Genomic DNA, 20,461 nt, shown 5'->3' with positions numbered 1-20,461 from the left:
CCGTGGATGTAGCCGTTTACACACCCGGCGGCGATTCCGGGGAATTCTCCTGAGCGCCCGGTGACTTCTCCTGACCGCCCGGGGACTTCTCCTGGGCACGCCTCCGCTGCGGCTGCGCCTGACCCCCGGCCAGCAGGCGCAGCAGCGGCATGTTGGTGACCACCAGCCGTCGGTGTCCGGTGCGCACCACGTCCTCCTCGCGCAGCAGGCGCAGCGCCTTCGCGACCGCCTCCCTCGTCGCGCTGACGGCGGCGGCGAGTTCGTGCTGTGGCAGCGGCAGGTTCACCGCGACGCCCTCGGGGTCCCGGCTCCCCGTGCGCTCGACGAGCTCGAGCAGCCGCGCCGCCAGGCGCTGGAGCACGGTGCCCGAGGCGAGCGAGCGGCGCTCGACGTCGGCGCTGCGCAGCCGGGAACTGAGCTGACGCATGATCAGCGAGGTGGCGGCGGGGCGGGACGCCAGGAAGCCGCGGAACTGCGGTCCCGGGACCACCACACCGTCGAGCGCCCCGAGCGCCGTCACCGTGGCGCTGCGCGGGCGCTGGTCCACGGCGGCCAGGTCGCCGATCACCTCTCCCGCGCCCCTGAGGGCGAGGATGAGCCGGGCGCCGCGCTCGGTCTCGACCGAGACCACGGACCAGCCGGAGAGGATGACCAGCACGAAGGTGGAGTTCTCGCCTTCGCGGAGCACCGTTTCATTCGGCGCGTAGGCATGCGGGGACCCCGAGGCGAGAAGCGCCGTGCGGTCCTGGGACGAGAGCGCATCGAGAAATGACCGGTCCTGCCCGAACAAACTCATCTGCGGTGACATTCTGCGCCTGTACGCCTCTCCCAGAAATGGGATCAGCGCTCGGCGCACTCCCCCTCTCACACCACGGGAATGTGCGTGAAGCCACAGACGGTAAACCCAAACCGATACCCCTGTCACTCCCAGGGTTTGAGATGCCCGAAGGCCGCGTCGGCGAGCGCGCGCAGATGTACGGGGGAGAGTTCGGGTTCCTCGTCGTCTCCGAGATAGACCCATGCGGTGGAGTTGTCGGGGCCGAATGGTTCGACCTCGATCTCCAGATCCACGAAGTCCCCGTGGCACAGTCCGAGCGCGGAAAGGGGCTTGTCGGAAAGGGGATCGCCGTCCAGGGGAACACCTCCGTTCTTCATGATCCGGTACGAGAACCGCATGCCGACGGAGCCCTGGAGCATGGACACCTGGCCGGGAAGCTCCAGCTCGGCGCGGATCCGCGCGTACAGCTCCCGGCCCGTCGAGCCCTGCGGGACGTCCTCCAGCTTGTGGTAGACACCGAGATCCTGGTTGCGGACGTAAAGCACGATGCGCGGCCCCGGATCCCCGTTCCATTCACCCGGCGCGGGGACGGGCAGCACGTCGTATTCCATCGCGCGCTCGCGTGACCACGTCGCGGCGAGTTCGGCGACGGCGGCATGCCAGTTCTCGAACGCGTCCAGATGAGGGCGCGCCGCGAGAACCATCGGCAAGGGCGTGTCATCGAGCCGCAGGACAAAGAGGAAACGACGTTTCTCCCGCATTCCGCGCACCAAAGCGGCCGACCAATTCTCACCGATCCACGGCTGATTGACGGTGGCGCGCGACCAGAGGAGAACAAAATAGTCAGACTGCGAAAGCGCGCGTTCAGCTTCGAGCACGATGTTCTCGCCGGGGCCGATCTGGTACTCGTGCCCCACCGTGGCCACGCCATGGGACCGCAGCCCCGCTCTCAGCCGCTCGGCCTTCGCGTGGTCGGCCCCCGCGAAGCACAGGAAGACCCGCGGACGCTCTTCTCCGACGTGCACCCGCATGCCGTCAACGTGCCCCTGCATGACGCCTCCCGGTGATGAGCTCGCGCAGTGTGTGGCGTACGGGGCCGGAGGCGGTCTGGAATCCGGAGTCTCCGTACAGGGTCCAGCAGGCCCAGTTCGCGGGGTGCCGCCGCGCGGGGTCCTTCTCGGTCGGGGTGCCGGGGGCGCCCTCGTGCAGATCGCGCTGGGCCCGCTGCAGCGCGAGGTCACGCGGCATGCGCCGGGCGTAGCGCTCGAAGCGGTCGAGGAGTTCGGCCGCTACGTCGGCGGGCGCCACCCAGCGCGCCGCGACGGCCGAGGCCGCGCCGGCGACGAAGGCGGCCCGCACGAAGCCGGTCCGCTCGTCGCGCCCGACGCGCAGCGCCATGCCCGACTCGCAGGCGCCGAACACGATGGTCCCGCATCCCCGCAGGTCCATGGCCTCCAGATCGTCGGCGCTCACGGCGCCCTCGGGCCCCTCTGGCGCGAGTTGCAGCCTGGAGCGCCCCGCGTCGCCGTGGTCGTGCCGCCCGTGCGCGTGGATACGCACCAGGTGGTGGCGGCGGTTCTTCGCGAGGGCGGTGCGCAGTGCCTCCGGCGTCGCATGCCGGTCGAGAAGCGTCAGATGGTGTCGGGACCGTTCAACAGCGGCGCGCGAAGCGTCGGGAGAGGTCTCCTCGTCGAGGACCGTCACGCGCCTGCGGGCCCGAACACGGAGCGCAGTCCCCTCGGGCCGCGGGCTGACCAACAGCCGCCGCGCGCCCCGGGTTTGCCGTGCGCGGTGGCGAAGCGGCGCCAGCGCCGAGAGGCACGGCATGTCGGAGAGGGCGAAGCGCACGCCGAGCGGCACGCCGTCCGCCCGTACGGCGCCCAGCGGCACGTCCGAGAGCAGGCCGCCCGCGACGACGGCGAGGCGCCGGACCTCCCCGGGAAGCCGCTCGACCACCCTGTGCAGGCCCGCCAGCCGGGCGACCTCGGCGAGGCGCGTGCCGAACTCGTCGTCCTCCAGGCTCCTTTCGAGCAGCGCCTCGCTGCCGCAGCACACGGAGAACGCGTCGACCGCCCGTTGCAGTTCCTCCCTCTTGCACGTCTGCGTCACGTGGAAGAGGAACCCGCGCCCGATGACGGCGTGATGGACGTGGTCGGGCGCCGCGTGCAGGAGCCAGACCGCCTGGGAGCGCGGCAGTTGCCCGTCCACGAAGGCGCCGACCCAGCCCCAGGCACCCGCGTGGTCGCCGGGCCGCGGGAGTTCGCGTACGCGCCCCGCCTCGTCCGGCAGGATCTCCGGCAGTATCGAGGCGCCCCGCGCTGCCTCCATCGCGGCGACGACCGCCGCCGTCGCCTGCCCGACGGGGAACTCCCCGTCCGCTGCCGCCGCGCCCCTGATCCACTCGTCGAAGGTGTCGGCGATGCTCAGCGACATCCTGCGGCGCACCTCGTCGGTCACCTGGAGCGCGAGGATCCCCTCCTCCAGGCGGCGCGCCTCGTCCCAGCACTCACGGGCGCGCCGGCCGCCGTCCCGCGCGGAGAGCCGGAAGCAGGCGTGGCCGAGCAGCCGCAACGCCTGGACCTGCACTTCCACGAGCCGGTTCGCCTCGGCCTGCGCGATCGACAGCCGGAGATGGGCGACTGCTTCGCCGAGGTTCCGCCGTTTGAACTCCAGCTCCCCGGCCGCGAGATGCCACATCGCGACCTCGAAGTCGGTGCCCGCGAGGTCGCGCACGCCGGCCACCAGCCGCTCCGCGGTGTCGAGGTCGTCAGCCGAGGTCTTCCTCGGATCGAGCTCCCGCGCGTCGAGCAGGCTCCTGGCGCGCTGGACGCTCTCCATGCACGCGCCGCCGGACGGCGCGCGGGGGTCGAGCAGCCGCGCGAGTTCGGCCTCGGCGCCGGCGCGGTCGGGGGCCTCGGCCGCCGTGGCGGTGAGCAGCGGCGTGAGCTCCCGGGCCGTGCGCTCCCTGCCGACCGCCCGGTACAGCAGGGTGATCTCGCGCAGCACGGGCCAGCGCATCGAGGGCGGCAGATCCTCGCGCGGCGCGCAGCGCACCATCGCCCGCAGCGCCTCCTCGTACCGGCACAGGCGCTTGAGGGCGAAGGCGTACACGAAGTCGTCGGCCGCGGTGTCCCGTTCGTGGCCGGTGCCGGTGTCGGTGTCGGTGTCGGTGTCGGTGTCAGCCTGGGCTGGGGGCTCGGCCTCTGCATCAACCGAGCCATCAGCGACGGCGGCCTCGACCGCCTCCCACTCCCCCGCCATCACGCCAAGCCGGAACTTCTCCCGCGCCACATGCTCCGCCCGCTCGCCGCCGCCCTGTCCCTCGAACATCCGCTGAGCCCGTTCCAGCAGCTCAACTGCCCTGGAGTACGCGCCCTGTTCCCCTTCGGCCACGCCCAGCACCCGGTACAGCCTGGCCTCTTCCTCCGCGGCGAGGTCGCCGTCACCGACCAGCACCCGGCGAAGCACCTGCTCGGCCTCCCGTGCCGCCTCCGGCGCGCGACCGTACGCGGCGAGCCCCTCCGCACGCAGTACGCGGAGAGGCAGGTGCTCCGGCGCCGGCCCCTCCAGGTACGCGTCGCAACGGTCCACCGCCCGTGCCCACTCGCGGAGTTCGAGGAGACGCGCCACGTGGTTGCTGGCAAGGGCGGCCGCGAGCCGCGGGTCGTCCTCCGCCAGGGACACGGCCTCGGCGCAGGCCGCGTCGCAGCCGTGCACATCGCCCAGCTCGAACGCCTCCCGTGCCCGTCGCACCCACGGGGCGGCGGGGTGACTCGCGTCGATCACCACCCGGCTTCCAGAGGTCGTCACGCGTGCCCCCTCGTTCGCTGATCGTCCCGTTCGTCTCGTTCACTGGTCGTCCGGTTCACTGGTCGTCGCAGAGCCGGTCGGACTCGTGCGGGGTGCAGGCGAGCACGACGGTCCCCGTGAGCGGTACGCGCTGTGCCCGGCTGCCGCCGCCCGCGCCCCCGCCTCCGGTGCCGCCGCCCGAACCTCCCCCACTGCCACCGCCGTTACCCGAGGCCCCATTCCCGGAGTCCCCGCCTCCGGGCCCGACCCTCGTCCACTCCTCGCCGCGGAACCTGTACGCGTCCGGCCTCGCGGTGTCACTCTCGTCCGACCCCCGCTCCCGGTCCACCCGCGCCTCCACCACGACGACGGTCACATCGTGTGCCGGTGGTCCGGCGGGGAATCCGGGCCTGCCGCCGAAGGCCTGCGCGTCCAGCCGCGAACTGACGTAGAGATCGCCGGGGTGCTTGCGCACGGCCTCGCCGAGCCGCATCGTGCGCGGCTTCTTGTCCTTCGCGAGGGTGAGCGAGTTCTTCCCGATGTGCCGGGGGCCGTCGTCCTTGGTCAGGCGGATGAGGGGGCCGGCGACGGACGCGTCTCCGGCGAGCGCCTGGTAGAGCTTTCCGGCCCACTTGTCGTGCGGAGTGACGAGGACGGCCTTGCGGCCGGGCCCTGCGAGGGCGAACCCGTCGCTCCCGTCGGGGCCCAGCGCGACGGCGCGGGACAGTCCGTCACCGGCCTGACCAGCCTCGTTCAGCGCCGTCCTGACCCTGGAGAAGTCCCGCAGGAAGGCCGCGCCCGTCTCCGTACCGTTGAGGCCGACGACGGGATCGTTCGCCTCCGCACGCGGTCGGCCGCCGACGTCGTAGACATGGGCGACGCCCCCGGCGGCCTCCACCCGGATCGCCGATCCGTCGTCGCGCGGCCGCTTCGCGGGAGCGGCCATGGCGGGCCCGTCACCGCTGGGCGGCGTGACCTCGAACCACCCGTCGCCCGGCGGTCCCCGGGGACTCCCCGGGCCTCCCCTGTCCGGAGGGACCAGCGCCGCCGTGGAGAAGTCGGCGCCTCCCCCGCCCTGCTTCGGCTCACCCAGGCGCAGGGCCGCCACCGCACCGGCCGCCGCGCTCCCCTTGACGACCGAGAGCCAGGGGTCGCCCTTGCCGCCCATCTTGTACTGCGGGTGGCCGTCGCCGTCCTTGTATCCGTACGGGACGTCGTCCGCACCCGGCGGGGCGCCCCCGCCCTGCCCGCCGGCCATCCGCTTCTGGATCGTGCCGGCCGCGCTGCGGTACCTGTCCATCAGGCCGCGCTCCCACCGGACCTCGACCACGCCCCCGGTGCGGGCCGCCGTCATGCGCCCGAGCGGACGGCCGTTCAGCTCGACGCTCTGCCGGGCCACATCGCCGCCCGCGGAGATCTCCGAGCCGACCTCGCGCCCGGCGTTTCCGTCCTGCACCCTCTCGACATCGCCCAGGGGGTAGACATTGCGGTGCCCGCCGACGGTGCGGACGTTGGCGCTCCCGTGCTTCCCGCGGCTGAACGTGCGCCGGACGCTGTCGGTGACCTTCCTCCCGGTGTCCTTCCACACCTGCGTGATCCGGCCCTCGCCGGTCGCGCCGTCGTACGTCGACGCCGGGTCGAACAGGCCGGCGCGCCGGACCCCGTACGGGAGGTCGGGCCGGCGCTCGTGCCCGCTGCTCAGGGCGAGGCCGTCGGCGAGGGTCACGCCGCCCTTGATGTTCAGGTAGCCGCACTGCTTGTACGTCTTCGAGGCGGCGTTGTGCAGGGCCTCCTCACCGGCGGATGGCGGGCTGACGAACGCGATGCGCCCGCGCTCACGCAGCCGGTCGTTGTGCGCGTACCAGTCCTTGAACCGCAGGTCGGAGGTGATGCGGTCGCTTCCCGGCCGCGGCAGCGCGGAGCCGTCCTGCCGACCGCGCAGCCAGTCGAGGGCGCCGCTCCAGCGCATGATCTCGTCGAGCCGCCCGTACTGCGGCTCGTAGTCGGCCACATCCTGGTAGTGCTGGTCCCACCAGCGCAGGCCCCGGCCCATCGCGTAGCTCGGCTCGACCTCGGCGCCGTCGGTGTTCGACCGGGCGAAGAGGCGCGTGGGCTGCGCCCCGATGTCCACGCGGTCGCCGGAGTAGGAGAAGCCGGACGTGTTCTGGCCGAACCACAGCCGCGCCGACTCGTGGTCCCTGGTCCTGGCGCACTCGCTCCACGGAATGTCCGCCTGCGGGTCGGCGACGAAACCGCCCACCGCCTTGGACGGAACGCCGGCGCCTGCGCCCGTGACCCAGTGCTTGGCGACATAGTCGGCGTAGAAGAGGGTCATGCCGACCTTGGTCCCGGCGAGGGGCCCGTCGTACCGCGCCTGCGCGTACGCCGGACCGCCCTGGAGCACTTCGTACAGGTCCCAGAGCTGCGTCCGGTCCGTGGGGAGTCCCGCTTGCCTCAGGGTGGCCGCGTCGGCGCCCTTGAACAGCGCGTTCTTCACCTTCTCGGCCAGTCCGGCGGGCGGCTTGCCGGCCGCGATGCCGTCCGCCAACTCCGGCTTCAGGCCCGGGAATGCGGCGCGGATGTCCGGCGCGCCCTTCGCCCTCTTCGGGTCGAGCGAGAAGCCGGGGGACGCGCCGTACGTGGCGGAGTAGGCACGCTGGAGCGCCGATACGTCCTCGAAGTCCACCGGCGGCCTGCCGCCCCACCTCCAGCCACTGGCCGTGATCTCGTGGCCGCTCGTACGGAGCGAGGAGAGCCGGTCGGTGCGGGCCAAGAAGTCCTTGAGTCCCGCTGCGGTGTCGACGCGCTGAGTCACGAAGCCGTACCGGGCACGCACCTGTGCCGTCGGCGCGGGCCTGTGCGGCGTGAACAGGACAGTCCGCGCGCCGGGTTGGAGCGTGTACTCGTACACCTGCACCGTCCGCGCGTCGGAGCCCGCGTCCGTCCTGTGCTGGTCGATCTGGAGGCCGACCGTCCGCGCCTTGTGCCGGTCGTCGCGCGGCACGAGCACGTGCAGCGTGTTGCTCCTGCTGTCGAAGAGGGACCGGCCGGGCCCGGTCGGCTGCCGTACGAGGCCGTCGAAGCCCGCGTCCCGTACGGGCAGCGTGTCGTACGAGGCGTCGCGGAGGCTCCCTGTGCCCATGCCCAGATACGCGGCGAGCCCGAAGCGCGCCCAGTCCCGCACCTGCTCCGTGGACTCCGGGTTCGCGGTCCCCTCTTTCCCGTCTTTCCCGCTGCTCTGCCGCGCGGGGAGCCGGCTCGCCGCGCCCGCGTACGAGACCTCGAAAGCCGAGGCGGCGACGGGCCGTTGATCCGAGGACGCGTTCCCCTCCCCCGAAGCCGGGGAGAAGACGGCCACCCCGCCCCAGGTGAGGAGCCCCATGACGAGCACGATGGCCAGCGCGGCCGGCAGCGCCCTGGCACGTGCCTTCCACGCGGGATCGGGTGCTCTCCGCCCATCCGATCGTGAACCCGGTCGTGAATCCAGCCTGCCCACACCGCCCCCTGGAGCACCTCGGTCCCTGCCGAATCAGCGGATCAGCCTTCCAGAAGGCCGGAAACCAGACTCCGTATTTCTACGGTTTCTCCGCGCGAGCCCGCACACATTGCCGTGTGTGGTATGGCCGTTGGCGCTCTGCGGATATCGGTATCGGTCGCCGTACGATGCCGAAACGCACCGTTCAAATACCGCACAGCCGCGGTCAGTTCGACTCCTCATGCGGACATCGGGATTGCCCCATTCCGTATTCCGGCGGGATTTCCGTGATCCCCGCGATCGCGCGCAGTGCCGCGCCGTCGCGGACGATGATCCTCCGGTAGCCGATGCCGATCACTCCGTCCTCGCGCAGCGAGCGCAGGGCCTTCTGCACCGTGGGTTCGCGGGCGCCGGCCAGTGCCGCGATCTCGGACTGGGTCAACGAGAGCTGGATCGCGGTGCCTTCGGGACCGGCCGTCCCGTGCTGGTCCGCGAGCTGGATGAGCAGCCGCGCGAGCCTGATCGGTACGGAGGCGCTGCCGTACTCGACGCGGTGCCAGGTCGCGTTGCGCAGCTTGGCCGAGACGCTGCGGCTCACGTCGAGCGCGGCCCCGGGGTGCGCCCTGAGGAAGGCGAGGAAGGAGTCCTGGCCGATGCGCCGCGCCGTGCACGGGCGGAGCGTGATGATCGTGGCGAGCCGCGGGCTGTCGTCCAGGCTCGCGAGTTCGCCGATCAGGTCGCCCTCGGCGCGGATCGACAGGAGCACGCTGGTGCCGTTCTCGGTGTTGCTGACGCACTTCACGGCGCCTTCGAGCAGGACGTACACGTCCCGCGCGTCGCAGTCGCCCTCGACGAGGATCGTCTCGCCGCTGTCGAACCGCTGGACGGAGCCGAGCCGCAGCAGGTCCTCGCGCTCCTCGGGCGGCAGGCCGCCGAGCAGGCTGTGCGCGGGCCAGCCGCCCGCTGCGTGGGGGCCGCCCGGGTGCGGCGTGTGCGAGTCGGATCCCAACGGGGCGCGCCTCCCTCTCCGTGCCGGCCTCAGCCTGCCGCGTCCCGCCGGTGCCGGCCTCCCCCGCGCGAGCGCGGCCCCGCGGCGGGGACCATGGCCACGCCGAGGACGTCGTGTGCGGCGGGGGTGCCGTCGGTTGGGTGGGCCAGCGGCGAGTCGGGGCTCAGCTCCCCGGGGCTCGGACTCCCGGAGTGCGGGCCCTTCGGACTCGATTCGCGCGCGGGAACAGGCTCACCCCGGGGCGGAGACGGCGCCTCCGCACCCACCTCGTCCGGCACGGCGTGACCCGGGATCCAGATCCAGCCGTCGCCCGTGTACGTCTTCACCGTGACCGGCACCCTGCGCAGGTCGGCGAGGTCCAGGTGCGTGTGTCCCTGGGAGAGGGTGTCGGCGAAGATCTGCTGGGAGTAGATGACCACCAGGTCGGCGCCGGACAACTCCAGCGCCTGTTTCAGCGGTTCGCTGTCGCACAGCCTGCTGACGGTGACCGGGCCCTGGCCCGACCTGCCCATCACGCCCGGGGTCGCCTCGCCGAAGTGGACGGCGAGCCGCAACCGCAGCTTCGCGCTCTGGGCGCGGTGCCGGTTGTAGCGGAACAGCGCGTCGCGCAGCTCGCGGGGAAAGCGCTCCACGACCCGGGCCTCGGGCTCCTCCGGCGGCAGCACGGCCAGTTCGCCGTCGCCGCCCGTCTGCCGCTCCCACGCCGGCCGCGCGAGACCGGCCTCCAGCGCGGCCGCGTCCAGCACCTGGACCAGGCCCTCCTGGATCTCGGCCTGCAACGCGGCGTCGGCCGCGCCGTACCCCCGTGCGTCCACCGACAGCAGCAGTCGCCTGACGACCTGCCCCTTCTTGGACATGCTTTCGCCTTCCTCGCTCCGGATCCCCCGACAGCTTCGCGCACCGGGCGGCGAATAAAGCCGTACCAGTACGCCATTCACCGTGTGACGCCGTCAACAGAAGGGCCCAAGTGACAATGGGAGAGGCGGTGTTCGACGGTGCGGCAGGTAGAACTCTGGTTCGAGTGGAGGCCGGGGCCGGCGCTTGGGTTCCCTTGAGGTGCTGTGCCTACAACGGTGTGCATGGAAACCAGCGACCACGGCCGCGCTGAATTCCTGCGCAGGGTACGGGAATTCGCCAGGGATGAATTGCTGAGCCGCACCGCCGAACTCGACGCGCTCACCGAACCACCGGCCGCCTCCGGCGAGTTGGCCCGCACCTTCCATGAAGCCGGGCTCTCCAACTGGTGGCTGCCGGAGAAGTGCGGCGGACAGGGGCGCGGCCTGGAGGAAAGCGTCGATGTCGTCTCCGAACTCGCCTACGGGGACGCGGGCGCGGCCTTCACGCTGTTCATCTCCGTCATAGGCACGACCATGGTGTCGCTGTACGGAACGGAGGAGTTACGGGAGCGTTTTCTGCGGCCGATGGCGGCGAAGGGCGGCTTCTCCGCCGTGCTCGGCAGCGAACGGGAGGCGGGCAGCGAGCTCGGACGCACGGCCACCACGGCCGTGACCAGCGGCAACGACGTCATACTCGACGGCGAGAAATTCTTCTCCACTAATGCGGACTTCGCCGATGTCCTCGTGGTCGTCGCCAGGTCGGCCGACCGCTTCGTGGCGGTGGCGGTCCCGCGCGGGACGCCTGGCGTACGGATCGTGAAACGCTGGGACACCCTCGGCCTGCGGTCGGCCGGCACCTATCAGGTCTCCCTGCGGAATTGCCGGGTGCCCGCCTCGTACGTACTCAAGGGGCCGGGTCTGGGGCTGCTGGAGATCGGGCTGAATCCGAGCCGTACCCTCATCGCGGCCACGGCGCTCGGCATCGCGCGGCGCGTCCGGGACATCGTGCTGGAATACGCCGCGACGAAGTCACTCGGCGATTCGACGCTGCTGCGGCATCCGGTGTTCGCGCAGAAGGTCGGGCACATGGAGATGTGCATCGACGTGATGCGCAATCAATGCCTCGCGGCGGCGCGGGAATTCGACGCGGTGATGCGGGGCGAGGACGCCCCGGCCGCCTTTCTGCGGCGGGGCGCCCTCCGGTCCTCGCTGACCGCCAAGCTGTTCTGCGGGCAGACCGGATGGAGCGTCGCGAGCGCGGGCTCCGAGATGCTGGGCGGCCTCGGGTACACCCAGGAGGCCGAGCTCGGGAAGCTGCTGCGGGACATGCGGCACGCGGCCATCATCGAGGGCGGCGACGACGTACTCCGCGACCTCGTCTTCCGCCGCTATGCGACGCCCGCATTCAAGCGCCTGTGACGGCGGCGCCGGTGACCGGGGCCCCTGCCCTTCAGGCGCCTCTGACAGAGGAGCCCGTGACGGAGGAACGCGCCTGGTCGGAGGCCCTGTCGCCGGACTCGTCCGAGGCAGCGGACGAACCGCCCGGACCCCGCGCACCCGGCAGCCTCGCGCCCTCGATGTCCGTACGCGGCAGCACCCGGTCCAGCCACCCCGGCAGCCACCACGCGCGGCGGCCCAGCAGGGCGAGGACCGCGGGCACCAGTGTCATCCGCACCACGAAGGCGTCGGCGAACACTCCGGCCGCCATCGCCAGGGCCATCGGCTTCACGATCGCGTCCTCGCTCGCGGCGAAGCTGGCGAAGACCGCGAACATGATCAGCGCCGCCGCCGTGACCACCCGCGCGGCGTGCTGGAACCCGTTCACCACCGCCTCACGCGGCCCGCTCCCGTGCACGTACTCCTCCCTCATGCGGGAGACCAGGAACACCTCGTAGTCCATGGCGAGCCCGAACAGCACCGCGACCGCGATCACCGGCAGAAAGCTGACCACGGGCCCCGTGGTGTGCACCCCGAAGAGGCCGCTCAGCCACCCGTGTTGGAAGACCGCGGACACCACGCCCAGCGCCGCCGTGAGCGAGAGCAGGAATCCGGCGGCGGCCTTGACCGGTACCGCGAGCGAGCGGAAGACCAGCAGGAGCAGGAGGAGCGCGAGTCCCACGACGACGCAGCCGAAGGGCAGCAGGGCGCCGCCGAGCCGGTCCGACACGTCGATGCCGGCCGCCGTCGCGCCCGTCACCGCGATCGAGGTGGCGGTCTGCCGCTCCAGCCCGCCGGCCCGTTTCCGCAGGTCCTGTACGAGGTCGCCGGTGCGCTCGTCGGTCGGCCCCGTCGCCGGGGTCACGGTGAGGAGGGCGAGGTCGCCGCCCGGGTTCATGCGCGGTCCGACGGCCGCGCGTACGCCGTCCGTGCGCTGCACCTGGGCGCGTACGTGGGCCGCCGCCCGCTGGAGTTCCGGTCCGTGGGGCGGGCCGACGATCCCGCGCGCGTTCTTCTGCGGCTGGATCAGGAGGATCAGGGGGCCGTTGGCGCCGGGCCCGAAGTGCTCGGAGATCAGGTCGTACGCCTGCCGTGCCTCGGTGTGCGGGGCCGCGCTGCCGTTGTCGGGGAGGGCCAGTTGCAGGTCCTTCGCCGGTACGGCCACCGCGCCCAGGCCGAGGACGACCACGGCGACCGTCAACGCGGGGCGGTGGGTGACCAGGTGGGCCCAGCGGCGCGACCAGGGCTTCCTCGTACGCGCGGTGCGGGAGCGCGGACGTAACCGCTCCCCCGCGCAGCCCATCAGCGCGGGCATCAGGGTCACGGCGAGGGTGACGGCGACCGCGACGGTGAGGGAGGCGGCCAGGCCCATGACGGTGAGGAAGGGGATGCCCACGACGGAGAGCCCGGCGAGGGCGATGACGACCGTCAGCCCGGCGAACACGACGGCGCTGCCGGCGGTGCCCGTGGCGCGGCCGATGGACTCCCGCACCTCCTCGCCGTCCGCCAGTTGGGCGCGGTGGCGGGAGAGGATGAACAGCGCGTAGTCGATCCCCACGGCCAGGCCGATCATCAGCGACAGGGTCACGGCGGTCGAGGAGAGGGTGACCGCTCCGGTCAGGCCCAGCAGCGCGGAGAGCGCGACGGCCACGCCGAGCAGCGCGGGCAGCAGGGTCAGCCCCGTGGCCAGCAGCGAGCCGAACACGACCAGCAGGACGATCAACGCCGCGGCCACACCGGCCAGTTCCTTGGCGCTGACCTGCACATTCCTGGTCTTGAAGACATCGCCGCCGGTGAGGACGCGCAGCTCGCCGCCCCGCGTCGCTTCCGCCACCCGCTGCTTGAGCACGTCCGGGGCCTTCGCGTGGAGGGAGCCGCGGCCGGCTCCGAACTGGACCCGCGCGAGCGCGACCGTACGGTCGGGGCTGATGGTTCGCGCCGTGAACGGGTCGCTCACGGCGGCCACTTGGGGCGCGTGCCGCGCGGCGGACAGTGCGCGCTCGACGGCCGCGCGCGACCCGGGGTCGGCCAGGGTGCGGCCCGGCGGCGCCTGGAAGACGAGCTGCGCGGAAGTGCCCGTGGCGGCGGGTGCCTTGGCGGCGAGCGTGTCGAGTGCGCGCTGCGACTCCGTACCCGGCAGGCGGAATGCGTCGTCCGTGCCGTCCCCGGCCAACGCGGCCCCGGCGACGGCCACGGCCAGCAGCGACAGCCACACGCAGAGGGTCGCGATCCAGTGCCGGGCCGAGAAGCGCCCGAGCCGGTAGAGCAGCGTGGCCACGTGATCAGCCTTCCGTTGTCGTGGGTCTGAGGTGGTTGAGGAATGTCGGTCTGCGAGGGGGCGCGGCAGGAGGGGCGCGGCCTGCCTGGCTCCGTCGGTGCCGGGGCCTCCGTCGGTGCCGGGGCCTCCGTCGGTACCGGAGCCTCCGTCGGTACCGGAACCTCCGTCAGTGCCGGGGCCGTCGCGCCGGCTCCGCCGCGATTCCCGTGAGGACGAGGTCCACCACGTCCTCGACGAACTCCCGGGTGAGCGCGTCCCGGGTGAGCAGCAGGCGTACGTGGAGCGGACCGATGAGGGTTTCGAAGGCGAGCCGGTGGTTGACGCCGGGGCGCAGCTCGCCGCGCTCCTCCGCGCGTTGCAGGACCGCCATGCCCGCGGTCAGCCGCTCGGTCCTGAACTTCTCGCGCGCTGCCTGGTATTCGGGCATGTCCTGCCGGGAGGCCAGCTCGACCAGCAGCCTGCCGAGCGGAGTGGCCACGAATTCCGCGATGTTCAGCAGCAGGGCCACCAGATCGCCCCGCAGCGACCCCGCGTCCGGGTCGGGCAGCGCGATGTTCGTCCTGCTCACGACGGCGTCGACGGCGACGTTCGCCTTGGTCTTCCAGCGCCGGTAGATGGAGCTCTCGTGCACGCCGGAGCGGCGGGCGATCTCCCCGATGGACAGGCCGTCGAGCCCGGTGTCGAGCAGTCCCTCGACGGTCGCGGCGAGAACGGCGGCCCGCACCTGCGCGCTGCGCCCGCCGGGCCGCCGGGCCTTGCGCCGCGGAGCCGCCTGCTCGCCGGGAGCCCCCACCGCCCCCGGCCCCTCCGTCGCTCCCTCGCGGGACGCCTCCGCCGCTCGCTTGTCGCCCATCTCCGCTCCTGCTTCCCGTACGTCGCCGTGCGGGCCGACCGTGGCGGCGTGGCCCACAACCCCCCTTAACGCAAGAGGTCTTGTGATTAGCCTAGCGGCCTTGATAGCTTCGCGCAGGAACACTTGCGTTAACAGCCAGCAAGGGGGCGGCAGTTCATGAGCGGTCCGGCAGGCTTACTCCCGCCCGTCTCCTCCGGCCTCCCCTCCTCCCGGCGCTGGCCGGCCCTCGGCGTGCTGTGCCTGGCCCTGCTGGTCGTCACGCTCGACAACACGATCCTCAACGTCGTCCTGCCGACGCTGACCCGCCAGATGGACGCCACGTCCAGCCAGTTGCAGTGGGTGGTCGACGCGTATGTGCTCGTCTTCGCCGGGCTGCTGCTGGTGGCGGGCAGCCTGGCGGACCGGCTGGGGCGCAAGCGCACCTTCCTGACGGGGCTTCTCGTCTTCCTCGCCGGCTCGGCGTGGGCGGCGTTCGCCGGTTCGGTGGGCATGCTCATCGCCGCCCGCGCGTTCATGGGCATCGGCGCGGCGCTGATCAACCCCTCCACGCTCTCGATCGTCACCACGCTCTTCACCGACCACCGCGAGCGGCAGCGCGCGTTCGGGATCTGGGCCGCGACGTCCGGCGTGGGCATCGCGCTGGGCCCGATCGCCGGAGGGCTGCTGCTCGCCCATTTCTGGTGGGGCTCGGTGTTCCTGATCAACGTGCCGGTCATCGCGGTGGCCCTGGTCTGCGCGGTCCCGCTCGTGCCGGACTCCCGCGACCCGGCCGCCGGGCGGCCCGATCTGGTCGGCTCGGCCCTGTCCATCGCCGGGCTCAGCCTCACCCTGTGGGCGGTCATCGAGGCGCCGAACGACGGCTGGACCTCGGACCTCGTACTCCTCACCGGTCTCGGCGGCCTCGCGGTGCTGGCCGCCTTCGTGGTCTGGGAGCTGCGCACGCCGCACCCCATGCTCAAGCTGCGCTTCTTCCGCGACCGCGGCTTCTCCGCCGGGATCGGCACGCTGGCGTTCGTCATGCTCAGCGGGTCGGGAGCGCTGTTCATCCTGACCCAGTACCTCCAGTTCCACCTCGGCTACAGCGCCCTGGAGTGCGGGGTGCGGGTGCTGCCGGCCGCCGCCGCGATCGTGGTGGTGGCCCCCGCCGTCGCGCCGCTGGCCCGCGTCGTGGGCCGCAAGTGGCTGCTGGTCACGGGCCTGTCGGTGGTCGGCGCCGGCCTCTTCCAGCTCTCCCGCATCACGGTGGACACCTCCTACCTGAGCGAGCTGCCGTACATGACCCTGCTCGGCGTCGGCATGGGCCTGGTGCTGCCCGCCGCCACCGCCTCGATCATGGAATCCCTGCCGCGGGCCCACACCGGCGTCGGCTCCGCGACGAACAGCACCTTCATGCAGATGGGCACGGCGCTCGGCGTCGCGGTGCTCGGCAGCCTCCTGTCCACCCGCTACCGCGACCAGCTCGCCCCTGTGCTCTCCGGGCACCGCGTGCCGGAAGCCGTACGCGAGACGGTGCTCGGCTCGCTGGGCGGCGCGCACGCGGTGGCCGAGCGGATCGGGGCGCCGGCGCGGCCCCTGCTCGCCCTCGCCGAATCCGCCTTCGTCGACGGGCTCTCGCTCGCGCTGCGGACCGGCGCCCTCGTCGTCCTCGCCGCCGCGCTGCTGGTCTGGCTCGTCGCCCCGTCGGCCGCCGCGCGCGAGCGCGAGCGGAAAGGATCCTGAAGACCCGGGCTGCCGGAGAGCCCGCGGAAAGGGTCTTGGCCAGTTCTCGACGGTGAGTATTGCGGGACCTTTTTCCGGCGCTGGAAGATGCCTCACCCGATTCTCGTCCGCCCCAACTCGCCTACGGTGTACGGCATACGGCCGGAGCGCGTGAACGCCCGCCGCATTCCGCGGGAACCCTGTACGGCCACACCTGTGCCCGGAGATCCCGACCAGATTTCCGGTGCCTTCGCAAAGGGGGATCATTGCGTACGCGATTCCAGATACTCGGACCGGTCTCGATGTTCCACGAGGAGCAGGACGTCGGCATCGGTTTTCCCAAGCAGCGGTTCCTGCTGGCCGTGCTCCTCGCCGAGGCCGGGAGCCCGCTGCGCACCGCGCGGCTCATCGAACGGCTGTGGGGCGACGGGCCGCCGGCGAGCGCCCGCAACGCGCTCTACACCTACGTCGCGCAGTTGCGCGGCGCCCTCGCCCCGTACGGGACCGAGCTGGTCAGGCGGCACGGCGGCTACACGCTCGACGTGCCGCCCGACAGCGTCGACCTGCACCGTTTCCACGCGCTGATCTCGGCGGCCAAGCAGGCGCAGGACGGCGGTGAGGGCCGCGAGCACGCGGCCGAACGGAAGCTCGCCCTGCTCACCGAGGCGCTGGACCTGCACCGCGGCACCCCGCTGGAGGGGCTGACCACCCCGTGGAGCGAGGCGCTGCGGGTACGCGTCGCGGCCGACCGGCGCTGGGCCCTGCTCTCCCGCAACGGCATCCTCCTGCGGTGCGGGCGGCACGCGGAGATCGTCTCGGAGCTGACCGGGGCGACGGCGGCCGCGCCCCTGGACGAGCCGCTGGCCGCGCAGTTGATGCTCGCGCTGCACCGCTCGGGGAGGCGGGCGGCGGCGGTGCAGCACTACCACCGCGTACGGGAGGCGCTGGCGCGGGAGCTGGGGGTGCCGCCCGGGGCGCCGCTCCAGCGCGCCTACCAGCGGCTCCTGCACGACGACCCGCTGGTCCCGGCCCCGCAGGTACCGCTGCGCAAGATCCCGTACGCGGGGCAGGCTCCGCACGGGGCGGCTGGTCCGCACGGAGGGCCAAGTCCCTATGGAGCGTCGGGCCCGCACGGAGTGGCGAGTCCGCACGGAGCGCAGAGTGCGCATGGCGCGCGGGTGCCGTACGCGGTGCGCTCCACCGGTCCGGCGCCGGCGGTGGGCCGCTGAGCCGGTGGTGGTCCGTACGCCCGGAGGTGGCCGCCGTACGCGGTGCGCTCTCCGCGCGGACGCCTCACTCCGCGGAACGCCCCAGTCTGCGGAACGCCTCACTCCGTGCATGCCGCGAGGATCGCGTCGCTGACCGCGCTGTGGTGGTGCGCGCCCTCGCGGCCCGGGGTCAGCAGCCCGGTGAGGTGGACGAAGACCAGCCGGCGGCCCGGATCGGCCCAGGCCAGGCAGCAGTTGCTGCCGTTGTGGCCGAAGGTCTCCGTGCTGCTGAGCCGTCCCATGGGGCGTCTGCGCGCGGGGTCGGCGCCGGGGCCGCCGAGCTGGAAGCCCTGCGCCCAGCGGATCGGCAGCCCGACAGCACGGTCCACCTCGCCGTCGCGGGTGGAGGGCCGCCGCGCCTCGCGCACCGCGCGCTCGGGCAGTACGCGTACGCCGTCCAGCTCGCCCCCGTACAGCAGCGCCTGGTAGAAGCGCGCGAGGTCGCGGGCCGTGACCGAGACCCCGGCCGAGGGGATCACCGCGCGGCGCGTGGCGGGGCGGTTGACCACGCGCTCGGCGAGGCGCGCGGCCGGCCCCCGTCCGCGCACCGGCACATGGCGGGACCACAGCTCGTCGGGCAGCCCGAGGTGCGTGTCGTCCAGGCCCAGGGGTGCGAGGAAGGTCTCCCGCAGCAGCTCGGCGACGGGGCGCCCGGTCACCCTGCGCGCGACCTCGCCGAGGATGAACCCGAAGATCACGGCCTGGTACGCGGGGACCTCACCCGGCTGCCAGCGCGGCGCCGCGCGCTCGATGTTGCGTACCGAGCGCTCCCAGTCGGTCATGGCGTGGGCGTCTCCGAGCGCTCCTCGCGCATGGGACAGCCCGCTGCGGTGCCGGAGCACGTGCCGGAGGGTCACCGCCTCCTTGCCGTGCGCGGCGAATTGCGGCCAGAAACGGGACACCGGGTCGTCGAGGGAGAGCGCGCCGCCGACCGCCAAGTGGTGGACGAGCAGGGCCACATAGGGTTTGCCCGCGGAAAAAGTCCAGAACATCGCGTCGTGCGAGCAGCCGAACGCGCGGTCCACCAGGACCTTTCCGTCCCGCAGCACGCACAGCCGGGCCGCCGTGCCGCGTTCGCGTACGAGGGCCCATGCGCGTTCCACACCAGCCGGGTCGGCGCCCAGAAGGTGCGGTGAGGTCTCCGTCCAGCCGGCGGCTTCGCGCACGACTCCCCTTTCGGCGGCTTCTTTCGGCGACTTCGGCAACGGCTCCTGGTGCGGTGGCTCCTGATTCCCCGATCCCGTAAAAACGCTACCCGAGGAACTTCCCGTACTCCGGCGCCTTTTGGATTGGTTTTGGCTTTTCCTGAGCCACCCCTTCCACACTGGTGGCTCAGGTCCCGGGAACCGCCTGTGCGCGGGAACTCTCAGCGGAGGAAGGCGTACGCATGCCCAATATCACCGTGGAAATGCTGGCCGGGCGCAGCCTCGACCAGCGCAGGAAGTTCGCCGAGGCGGTCACGGCGGCGGCGGCCGACATCCTCGGGGTGCGGCCCGAGTCGGTGCGCATCCGCTACGACGAGCACGGCAAGGCCGACTACGCCAAGGGCGGCACGCTCGGCACCGATCTCTGACGACCCGCGACTCCGGCTCTGACGACCCGCGCGCTCCGACGGCACGCGCCGGAGCGCGGAAAGGACACGAAATGGCGGTCAAGGACTACGTGTCGGTGACCAGGCTCAGCGAGGACCGGGACCCCTCGGCCCTGGAGCGCGAGGGCAAGGGGTACATGGCGTGGAAGAACGGCGCGCTGGCCGCCCTCTTCCACAACGGGGCCCCGATGACCTTCATGGCGTACCTGGAATTCAAGAACGGCGTGACCCGCGGCAACCACTACCACGTCCGCCAGCACCAGAACATGGTCGTGCTCTCCGGCGAGCTGCGGGCGAAGTTCGTGCTCCCCGACGCGCCGGACGACGTGCTGGAGCTGACCCTGACCCCGGGCGACGTCCTCTCCTGCGCGCCGGGCTGCGTGCACAGCTACATGGCGCGGGACACCGCCGTCGCCGTGGAGTACGCGCCCACCCCGTACGAGGTCGACGATCTGGTGGCCTACCCCGTCGAGTGGTAGGCGGACGGTAACCGCCGCTCCCCGCCCCGGCCCCTGCCTCAGAAGGGGAAGGGCGGCGCGACCGGCCCCACCAGGCGGCCCTCGTCGAGGCGGGCGAGGGCCGCCAGGTCGTCGGCGTCGAGGGCGAAGTCGTCGATGTGCAGGTTCTCGCGCATCCTGCGCGGGTCGGTGGACTTGGGGTTCACCGCGTTGCCGAGCTGCGCGTGCCACCGGAGCACGATCTGCGCGCGCGACCGCCCGTGCCGCCGCGCCACCCGGTCGAGGTCCGGCACCTCCAGCAGCCCGCGGCCCCGGCCCAGCGGTCCCCATGCCTCGGTGACGATGCCGAGCTCCGCGTTCAGCTCGCGCTGGCGCCGCTGCGCGCACCACGGGTGCAGCTCGATCTGATCGACCGCCGGGACCAGGGAGGAGTGCGCGAGGAGGCGCCGCAGGTCGGCCTCGTAGAAGTTGGACACGCCGACGGCCCGTACGCGGCCGTCCTCCAGCAGTTCCCGCAGGGCGCTCCATGCACCGAGGGTCAACTCCGGGTCGGGCATGGGCCAGTGGACGAGGTAGAGGTCGAGGACGTCCATGCCGACGCGTGCCGTGCTGGCCTCGTACGCGCGCAGCGTGGCGTCGCGCCCCTTCGCGCGGTAGACCTTGCTGGTCACGAACACGTCCTCGCGGGGAACGCCGCTCTCCCGCAGGGCCCGTCCGAGCCCCGCCTCGTTGCCGTACGAGTCGCCGGTGTCGAACCGGCGGTAGCCGGCCGCGAGGGCCTCGGCGACCACAGGACGCACGCTCTCGTCGGTGAACCCCCAGAGGCCGAAGCCCACGCGGGGCATCGTCACGCCGTTGTTCAGGGTCACGTGCGAGGGCACCGCCGGGGCAGAGGCCGTCTCCGGGACGGAGGGCTCCGCCGGGACAACGGGATCGTTCATGCGCGGACCACCTTCGACCACCCTTCCTCCGGCCAATCTTCCGTCGGCAC

Annotated in this window: 15 protein-coding genes; 5 read left to right on the top strand and 10 right to left on the bottom strand. The window is 72.5% G+C overall.

Going from position 1 to position 20,461, the window contains the following annotated elements; translation table 11 throughout:
* Positions 1-16: 16 nt before the first annotated feature.
* The 6 genes from ABEE00_RS05600 to ABEE00_RS05575 all read right to left on the bottom strand — a co-directional run bounded on the left by ABEE00_RS05600 (position 17) and on the right by ABEE00_RS05575 (position 9,908).
* The gene (locus ABEE00_RS05600) at positions 17-796 is read right to left on the bottom strand and encodes a Crp/Fnr family transcriptional regulator (RefSeq protein WP_345744519.1); all 780 of its coding nucleotides are present in this window, start codon (positions 794-796) and stop codon (positions 17-19) included.
* 125 nt (positions 797-921) lie between these two features.
* The gene (locus ABEE00_RS05595; protein WP_345744121.1) at positions 922-1,809 is read right to left on the bottom strand and encodes a toll/interleukin-1 receptor domain-containing protein; all 888 of its coding nucleotides are present in this window, start codon (positions 1,807-1,809) and stop codon (positions 922-924) included.
* Between the two features lie 4 nt (positions 1,810-1,813).
* Positions 1,814-4,588, bottom strand: a complete 2,775-nt coding sequence (locus tag ABEE00_RS05590; protein WP_345744120.1) for a CHAT domain-containing protein — start codon at positions 4,586-4,588, stop codon at positions 1,814-1,816.
* A gap of 55 nt (positions 4,589-4,643) precedes the next feature.
* Positions 4,644-7,949, bottom strand: a complete 3,306-nt coding sequence (locus tag ABEE00_RS05585; RefSeq protein WP_345744119.1) for a hypothetical protein — start codon at positions 7,947-7,949, stop codon at positions 4,644-4,646.
* A 319-nt stretch (positions 7,950-8,268) separates the two neighbouring features.
* Complete coding sequence (locus tag ABEE00_RS05580) at positions 8,269-9,051, bottom strand: Crp/Fnr family transcriptional regulator (protein ID WP_345744118.1); 783 nt, start codon at positions 9,049-9,051, stop codon at positions 8,269-8,271.
* Positions 9,052-9,080: 29 nt separating this feature from the next.
* Positions 9,081-9,908 carry a hypothetical protein gene (locus tag ABEE00_RS05575; protein ID WP_345744117.1) on the bottom strand — a complete coding sequence of 276 codons (828 nt, stop codon included), beginning with the start codon at positions 9,906-9,908 and terminating at the stop codon, positions 9,081-9,083.
* Positions 9,909-10,130: 222 nt separating this feature from the next.
* Here ABEE00_RS05575 and ABEE00_RS05570 point away from each other — a divergent pair, with 222 nt between their 5' ends.
* A complete protein-coding gene (locus ABEE00_RS05570) occupies positions 10,131-11,306 on the top strand; it encodes an acyl-CoA dehydrogenase family protein (RefSeq protein WP_345744116.1) in 1,176 nt (391 codons plus the stop codon).
* Positions 11,307-11,337: 31 nt separating this feature from the next.
* Here the strand turns inward: ABEE00_RS05570 and ABEE00_RS05565 are convergent, their stop codons facing one another.
* A complete protein-coding gene (locus tag ABEE00_RS05565; RefSeq protein ID WP_345744115.1) occupies positions 11,338-13,602 on the bottom strand; it encodes an MMPL family transporter in 2,265 nt (754 codons plus the stop codon).
* A gap of 166 nt (positions 13,603-13,768) precedes the next feature.
* Positions 13,769-14,455 carry a TetR/AcrR family transcriptional regulator gene (locus tag ABEE00_RS05560; RefSeq protein WP_345744114.1) on the bottom strand — a complete coding sequence of 229 codons (687 nt, stop codon included), beginning with the start codon at positions 14,453-14,455 and terminating at the stop codon, positions 13,769-13,771.
* Between the two features lie 156 nt (positions 14,456-14,611).
* On the opposite strand from ABEE00_RS05560, the gene ABEE00_RS05555 reads away from it, so the two are divergent.
* The gene (locus ABEE00_RS05555) at positions 14,612-16,174 is read left to right on the top strand and encodes an MFS transporter (RefSeq protein ID WP_345744113.1); all 1,563 of its coding nucleotides are present in this window, start codon (positions 14,612-14,614) and stop codon (positions 16,172-16,174) included.
* Between the two features lie 245 nt (positions 16,175-16,419).
* Positions 16,420-17,382: an AfsR/SARP family transcriptional regulator gene (locus ABEE00_RS05550; RefSeq protein ID WP_345744112.1), complete on the top strand. Its 963-nt coding sequence runs from the start codon at positions 16,420-16,422 to the stop codon at positions 17,380-17,382.
* Positions 17,383-17,480: 98 nt separating this feature from the next.
* Here the strand turns inward: ABEE00_RS05550 and ABEE00_RS05545 are convergent, their stop codons facing one another.
* Complete coding sequence (locus ABEE00_RS05545; protein WP_345744111.1) at positions 17,481-18,587, bottom strand: serine hydrolase domain-containing protein; 1,107 nt, start codon at positions 18,585-18,587, stop codon at positions 17,481-17,483.
* 221 nt (positions 18,588-18,808) lie between these two features.
* Here ABEE00_RS05545 and ABEE00_RS05540 point away from each other — a divergent pair, with 221 nt between their 5' ends.
* Together ABEE00_RS05540 and ABEE00_RS05535 are read left to right on the top strand one after the other, a co-directional pair.
* Positions 18,809-18,994: a tautomerase family protein gene (locus tag ABEE00_RS05540; protein WP_345744110.1), complete on the top strand. Its 186-nt coding sequence runs from the start codon at positions 18,809-18,811 to the stop codon at positions 18,992-18,994.
* 71 nt (positions 18,995-19,065) lie between these two features.
* A complete protein-coding gene (locus tag ABEE00_RS05535; RefSeq protein ID WP_345744109.1) occupies positions 19,066-19,491 on the top strand; it encodes a cupin domain-containing protein in 426 nt (141 codons plus the stop codon).
* Between the two features lie 38 nt (positions 19,492-19,529).
* Here ABEE00_RS05535 and ABEE00_RS05530 read toward each other — a convergent pair whose 3' ends face one another.
* Positions 19,530-20,315, bottom strand: coding sequence for an aldo/keto reductase (locus tag ABEE00_RS05530; RefSeq protein ID WP_451918513.1), 786 nt, complete (start codon positions 20,313-20,315; stop codon positions 19,530-19,532).
* Positions 20,316-20,461 lie beyond the last annotated feature (146 nt).

The organism is Streptomyces odontomachicola (assembly GCF_039605595.1).
Taxonomy (GTDB): domain Bacteria; phylum Actinomycetota; class Actinomycetes; order Streptomycetales; family Streptomycetaceae; genus Streptomyces.
Note: the sequence above shows the minus strand (reverse complement) of the source record. Positions and strands in the feature narration are given on the sequence as shown.